Source organism: Streptomyces sp. H27-H5, assembly GCF_026627505.1.
GTDB lineage: Bacteria > Actinomycetota > Actinomycetes > Streptomycetales > Streptomycetaceae > Streptomyces.
On sequence record NZ_JAPNLK010000204.1, the window covers coordinates 1 to 5,289 of the forward strand.

Consider the following 5,289-nt stretch of genomic DNA (forward strand, 5'->3'; position numbering starts at 1 on the left):
TGTGGTGGTCCACCTGGCGCCGCCGCCATCAACACCGCGCCCGCCTCTGCCACCGCCGTTGGCACACCTACGCCGACACCACACCATGACCAGCCAGCACACCAGCGGCTATCTACAGCTGCCGTAACTGACGGCCACCAAACGGGGAGATATCTGGCCGTGAATGTCACGTTGCGTGACCGACGTTCGGACCTCTGCCGAGCCTCGGGTAGTCCACCTGGCAGGTGTCGAGCTGTGCCCAACGACATCGGCGCCGTCGTCGTGGGCATCCGACCCGCTGCCGTCAACCGCCTTCTGGCGCCGCGGGGGAAGCCTGCGAGGCGTAACCGCCCACACAGGGATGAGCCCGGCCGGCCTCTCGCCGGCCGGGCTCCGGTATCCCCTGACCGCCCCCGGAGTTCGTCACCCCCATGGAGCCATTGATGGCGAGGTGAGGGCGGATCACCTCTCCGGCAGTCGCGCGATATCGGACACCGGTCCGATGTGGCCGAGCTTGTCGGGGTTGGACACGGAGTGGACCGCCTGGACCACGCCGTCGGCGATGTCGAGTTCGACCACGCTGGCCACGCGTCCTTCGGCGTCGAGTATCACGGCGCCCGGCCGGCCGTTGATCCAGGCCGGCCGGAGGGCGGCGCCGAGCGTCCGGAGCCGGCGGAGCCCACCGGTGAGCAGCTGTGCGACGCGCTGCGGATCGGTCACTGACCTTCCGATCGCCCGTGCCTTGCCGCCGCCGTCCCCGTGGAACACCACGTCGGGCGCGAGCATGCCGAGCAGCGCGTCCATGTCGCCGCCGGCGGCGGCCTCGAAGAACGTACTGGCGAGCTGCTCACCCTCTGCCCGGCGCGCCGGTGGCGGCGCGCTGTCGGCCACCTGTCCTCCGGCACGATCGCCCTGCTCGCCGCTGTCCTGGCCGCGGTGTTCCTGCCCGGCCGCTCCACGGGCTCCCGCGCAGTGGCCCAGTCCGCCGCGCAGCACGCAGAATCAATCGCATGACAACGCACGAGACCTCCGCCGCGCCCCTGAGCCTGCGCGAGCGCAAGAAGCAGAAGACCCGCGAGCGCATCCGGCGCGAGGCCTACAGCCTCTTCGCCGAGCACGGGTACGAGTCGACCACGGTCGACCAGATCGCGGACGCGGCGGAGGTCTCGCCGAGCACGTTCTTCCGGTACTTCCCCACCAAGGAAGACGTGGTCGTACAGGACGAGTACGACCCCGCACTCGCCGAGGCGCTACGGGCCCGGCCCGCCGACGAGCCCCTCATGGACGCGATCATCAACTCCCTGAAGGGCCCTATGGGCGAGATGCTGCAACGCGACCGCGAGGACCTCCTCCTGCGCACCCGGATCAGCTTCACGGACCCCGGGATCCGGGCTCGCTCGGTCGCCGAACAGGAGCGCAGCGAGCAGGCCATTGCCGAGATCATCGCGGAGCGTGCCGGTCGCGACGCGGTCGACCTGGAGGTCAAGTGCGCGGCTGCGGCCATCATCGCCGTGTTCACCACACTCGTACGGCACTGGGTGGAGCGCGACGGCCGGGACGATCTGGCGGAGTTGTACCAGCGCCACCTGCCGCTGCTCTCGCGGGGGCTGGACTTCTAGGGCGTGTGCGAAGGTCTCGTCTCCGCCCGCAGGGCGGGCGGGTAGCTCTCGTGGGGGAGGCGGATCCTTCGTGCGGATGACGTACGTCGTCGCGGTTCGGGCCATGGTCGAGTCATGTCGGTTATGCCTTCCCTCGACCACACAGTGCGTTCTGTCCCGCGCCGAACAGTCCCCCTCCACCTGAGCACATGGCCTGGATACGCCGCTGCGGCATGGGCGTTGTCGTTCGCGGTGCCCAGTTTCGTCTGGGCGACGGGCAGTACCCTCGGCGCGCAGTCGACTGTCTCGCCGTCGTTGGTGAAGCTCGCTCTCGACGGAGTGCCGTGGTTCGTGGCCGTCCTTTTGGTGACCGGCTTCCTGAAGCTCTTCGGGCATTGATCGGCATCGGTCTGACGCGACCGCGGGGCCCACGGATCAGCCGGCTCATGGTGTTCTGCGGCGGTGGCGCGGCGACCCTGCTCACGTGGCACGGCGGCCTCTTCGTCGTCCACGGTGTACTGGTCGAGGCTGGGGTCGCCGCTGTTGAGCCAGATCTGGCCGCGCTGACCGCCTGGTACCTCTACCTGTGGGGGCCGTGGTTCATCGTCGGGGGTCTGGCCTTCGCCTGGGCCACCGCACTGCATGTCCGCCAACGCGAAGAGCGGGGCAAGCTGCGGCTCTACGGCGCTGTGGGCGCGCTCGGTGCACTGGCCCTGTCCGTGGCCTCGACGGCTACCGGTGTCGGTTGAGAACTGCCGGCGCGTCCGCGTCGGTCGCTTCCGTCGCGGACTCGTACGGACCCCACAGTCCGTCTGCGACAAGATCACTGGACTCTGCGGAACCCGGGGCGGCTCACTCCGCGTGACATGCCCGTGAACGTCCGGGCGTGTCCGGATCGATCAGGAATTGAGAAGCGCCAATCACGGAGCCGCCTCTAGCCTGCTCACCATGGACATCACTATTCACACGACTTCTCTTCCGCACGACGACCCGGACGCGTTACTGTCCTGATGATTCATCAGTCCTCCTTGCCGACGGACGGGTCGGTCCCGCCACCCGGTGAGACCTGCCCGCCTGAAACCGTTGAGCCGTATAGACAGCACAGCACGCCTCCCACGCTCTCTAGGCATTCTCGACATGCGAACGAATGACGTCACCCGTATGACTGTCTGTTGGAGTGATGGCGCGACCCTTTGCGGGTCCGCGCAGTAGAAAACGAAACGGCCAGTCCCTGCCGTAGCTGGATCAGGCTTGTGCGTTCATCGTAGAGAGGCCCTGAGGGCGTGCTGTGAGACTGTCTTTGCTTCGGAGGTGCAAGCACGCACTTCCCCCAGGCCCCGCTGATCACGGCCGCGCCCATGTCCTCGCCTGGGGGTCGAGATGGCCTGACGGGCAGGGGTAGATCCCGCTCGCGTACACGGCCGCGCCGGCCGGTGTGGCCTCGGTCTCCCGGAAGGGTGACTGCCGCTCAACCCCGCTGCTCCCGAGCTTGCCGTCACGCGATCGGCTCCGGGGCGGGGAGAACAAACCGGGCTGAGCAAACCGGGCTAAGACCGTGTCCTATGTGGTGGGGCGCACGAGTCGTTTGTAGCAGAAGAGGGCGGCCGCGAGGATGAGAAAGGCCAGGTAGTTGCGGGGATTGCGTTCGTATCGGTGGTTGAGTCGCCGGTAGCCGGTGAGCCAGGACATCGTGCGTTCGATGACCCATCGGCGGCGGCCGAGACGTTCGCTGGACTCGATTCCCTTGCGGGCGATGCGAACGCCGATGCGTTTCCCGCGCAACCATTTTCGCAGGTGTGTGACGTCGTATGCCTTGTCCGCATGGAGACGCTGGGGTTTGAAGTGGCGGCCGCGCACGCGCTCCGCAACGGTTGAAAGGTTAAATCTCGACAGTCTGACTCAGGGTCTCGATCAGCCGCCGAATCCAGACGTCCGCGGACGGCGCGGAGGTTCGCCCATGTGCGTGCCTCCGGTGGCCGGCGACGCCGGCCGCCCCGAGGCTGGCTGCGGTGCCCTGCGAGTGCAGGGACGGGATGTGTGTCTGGGAGGATTCATATGTCTGAGCGCAACACGGTCATGCGCAGTCTGCATGACATCGGCCTGGCGGCTTGGTTCGGTGGCTCTCTGATGGGAGCGGTCGCCCTGAACAAGGCAGCGGGCAACGCTGTGCGGGAGCCTGTTTTGGCTTCGCGGATCGCCAGCGCCGGCTGGGCCGCCTGGACTCCGGTAAACGCGGCCGCGATCGGCGCCCATCTGATGGGTGGGGCCGGACTTCTGGGCGCCAACAGCGCCCGGGTGGCCTACCAAAGAGGCGTCGGTGCCTCCACCATCGCCAAGACGGTCCTCACCGGAGCCGCGCTCGCCGCCACCGCCTACAGCCGTGTACTGGGCAAGAAGGTGGAACTCGCCTCGTCCCCGGACTCCGAAGATCAAGAGGCGGCAGCCGACCACCCCGTCGAACTGGACCAGGCACAACGTCATCTCGCGATGCTGCAGTGGGCCGTACCGGCTCTGACGGCCGGGATGCTGGTACTAAACGCCCTGCACGGAGAGCAGCAGCGCCCTGAGCAGCAGAGGGCGGGCATGCTGCGCCGGGCCGCCTCACCCCTGGCCGTGGCAGGCGGAACAGGCATGGCCGCCGTACGCCGGGTCTGCCACCACGGCGCGATGACGGGCCGCTGCTGACCTCTCCGGCCAGGCCCGGGGAAGAAACTCGGCCCCTCCGGCTTGTCCCGCAGCCACCGCACTCCGGCGACCCCCTGCCCGCCGGCCGGTGTATGCCCAGTCCGCCGTCCCCATGCGACATCAGTCACGCGAGGAGAGACACCATGCCCAGAGCTGCCACGCCCAAGGTGACGCAACCCGTTACGGACGACAGCATCAAGGTGCGCCAACTCAGCCACTATCAGTTCAGCTGGGTTGCCGGAGAGCCCGCTTCCCGAGGCACCCTCACCCTGCAACTCGTACTCGACGAAGGCGCCTGGGAAGAGGTGCTGACCCTCGACGCCGATGACGCCGACGTCCTCCAAGACCTCCTGCGCAGTACACCGACCGTGCACTACGACGTCAGCCGTCGCACCCTGATGTTCGGCGTTACCGCCGTGGGCACCTGAGCGAGCAACGTCACCACGGCGATGGCCCCCGGCGGCAGGGGCCGTCGCCGTGTCGGTTCATGCCGGAACGGTCACGCGCCGCCACATCGGGTGGCGGTGTGGGTGAAGTAGGCGCGTGCGGCGCCGAGGTTCTCTTCCCAGGCCGCGTTGGCCGGGGCCCACACGATCCCGGGCTGTAGACGGTGACTTCCTGGACGCGCTGGGCGAGGGTGTCGACCGAACGACGAAGAGCAGTGATTTCCTCGTGGCGAGTCCCACCTTTGGGGCGCGGACTGTGTGCCGTGTCGGGTGGCATTCCGGCCTCCCCGGGTCGCGGGGGGAGGCCGGAGGCTCAGGGGGTGTGTTGTGCGGCTGGTGCGAAGGATGGCGTGCTCTGTCGGCTCACTGTGGCTGCCGGCAGGTCAGGAGCGGGTGGTGCTCAGTACTCGCCGTCGTGGTCGGCCTTGTGGTGCTCGCCCTTGTAGTGGTGGTTCTTGTGGCCGCCGCTGGCGTTGATGCAGGTGTTGCCGAAGGCCGGGTTGAGGGCGCCGACGACGTTGACGGTGTTGCCGCAGAGGTTGATCGGGATGTGGATGGGCACCTGGACGACGTTGCCGGAC

General features: G+C 68.0%; 7 protein-coding genes. 4 read left to right on the forward strand and 3 right to left on the reverse strand.

Annotation, left to right across the window (positions count from 1 at the left end):
* Nucleotides 1-441: 441 nt before the first annotated feature.
* Nucleotides 442-975 carry a hypothetical protein gene (locus tag OTB19_RS41420; protein ID WP_267804031.1) on the reverse strand — a complete coding sequence of 178 codons (534 nt, stop codon included), beginning with the start codon at nt 973-975 and terminating at the stop codon, nt 442-444.
* A gap of 14 nt (nt 976-989) precedes the next feature.
* Between OTB19_RS41420 and OTB19_RS41425 the strand changes: the two genes are divergently transcribed.
* Both OTB19_RS41425 and OTB19_RS41430 read left to right on the forward strand, forming a co-directional pair.
* On the forward strand, nt 990-1,598 hold the full coding sequence (locus OTB19_RS41425; RefSeq protein ID WP_267804032.1) for a TetR family transcriptional regulator: 609 nt from the start codon (nt 990-992) through the stop codon (nt 1,596-1,598).
* 374 nt (nt 1,599-1,972) lie between these two features.
* Nucleotides 1,973-2,326, forward strand: coding sequence for a hypothetical protein (locus tag OTB19_RS41430; RefSeq protein ID WP_267804033.1), 354 nt, complete (start codon nt 1,973-1,975; stop codon nt 2,324-2,326).
* An 811-nt stretch (nt 2,327-3,137) separates the two neighbouring features.
* On the opposite strand, the gene OTB19_RS41435 is transcribed toward OTB19_RS41430, so the two are convergent.
* Nucleotides 3,138-3,470: a transposase gene (locus OTB19_RS41435; RefSeq protein WP_324290590.1), complete on the reverse strand. Its 333-nt coding sequence runs from the start codon at nt 3,468-3,470 to the stop codon at nt 3,138-3,140.
* Nucleotides 3,471-3,632: 162 nt separating this feature from the next.
* Here OTB19_RS41435 and OTB19_RS41440 point away from each other — a divergent pair, with 162 nt between their 5' ends.
* Nucleotides 3,633-4,262: a hypothetical protein gene (locus tag OTB19_RS41440; protein ID WP_267804034.1), complete on the forward strand. Its 630-nt coding sequence runs from the start codon at nt 3,633-3,635 to the stop codon at nt 4,260-4,262.
* Between the two features lie 143 nt (nt 4,263-4,405).
* The gene (locus tag OTB19_RS41445) at nt 4,406-4,690 is read left to right on the forward strand and encodes a hypothetical protein (protein WP_267804035.1); all 285 of its coding nucleotides are present in this window, start codon (nt 4,406-4,408) and stop codon (nt 4,688-4,690) included.
* Nucleotides 4,691-5,108: 418 nt separating this feature from the next.
* On the opposite strand, the gene OTB19_RS41450 is transcribed toward OTB19_RS41445, so the two are convergent.
* The coding region (locus tag OTB19_RS41450) for a chaplin (protein ID WP_267804036.1) at nt 5,109-5,289 on the reverse strand (181 nt) is incomplete at its 5' end.

Excerpts from the sequence above, each read along its gene's own strand:
- OTB19_RS41425 (WP_267804032.1), top strand. The coding sequence starts at position 990 with ATGACAACGCACGAGACCTCCGCCGCGCCCCTGAGCCTGCGCGAGCGC.
- OTB19_RS41440 (WP_267804034.1), top strand. The coding sequence starts at position 3,633 with ATGTCTGAGCGCAACACGGTCATGCGCAGTCTGCATGACATCGGCCTG.
- OTB19_RS41445 (WP_267804035.1), top strand. The coding sequence starts at position 4,406 with ATGCCCAGAGCTGCCACGCCCAAGGTGACGCAACCCGTTACGGACGAC.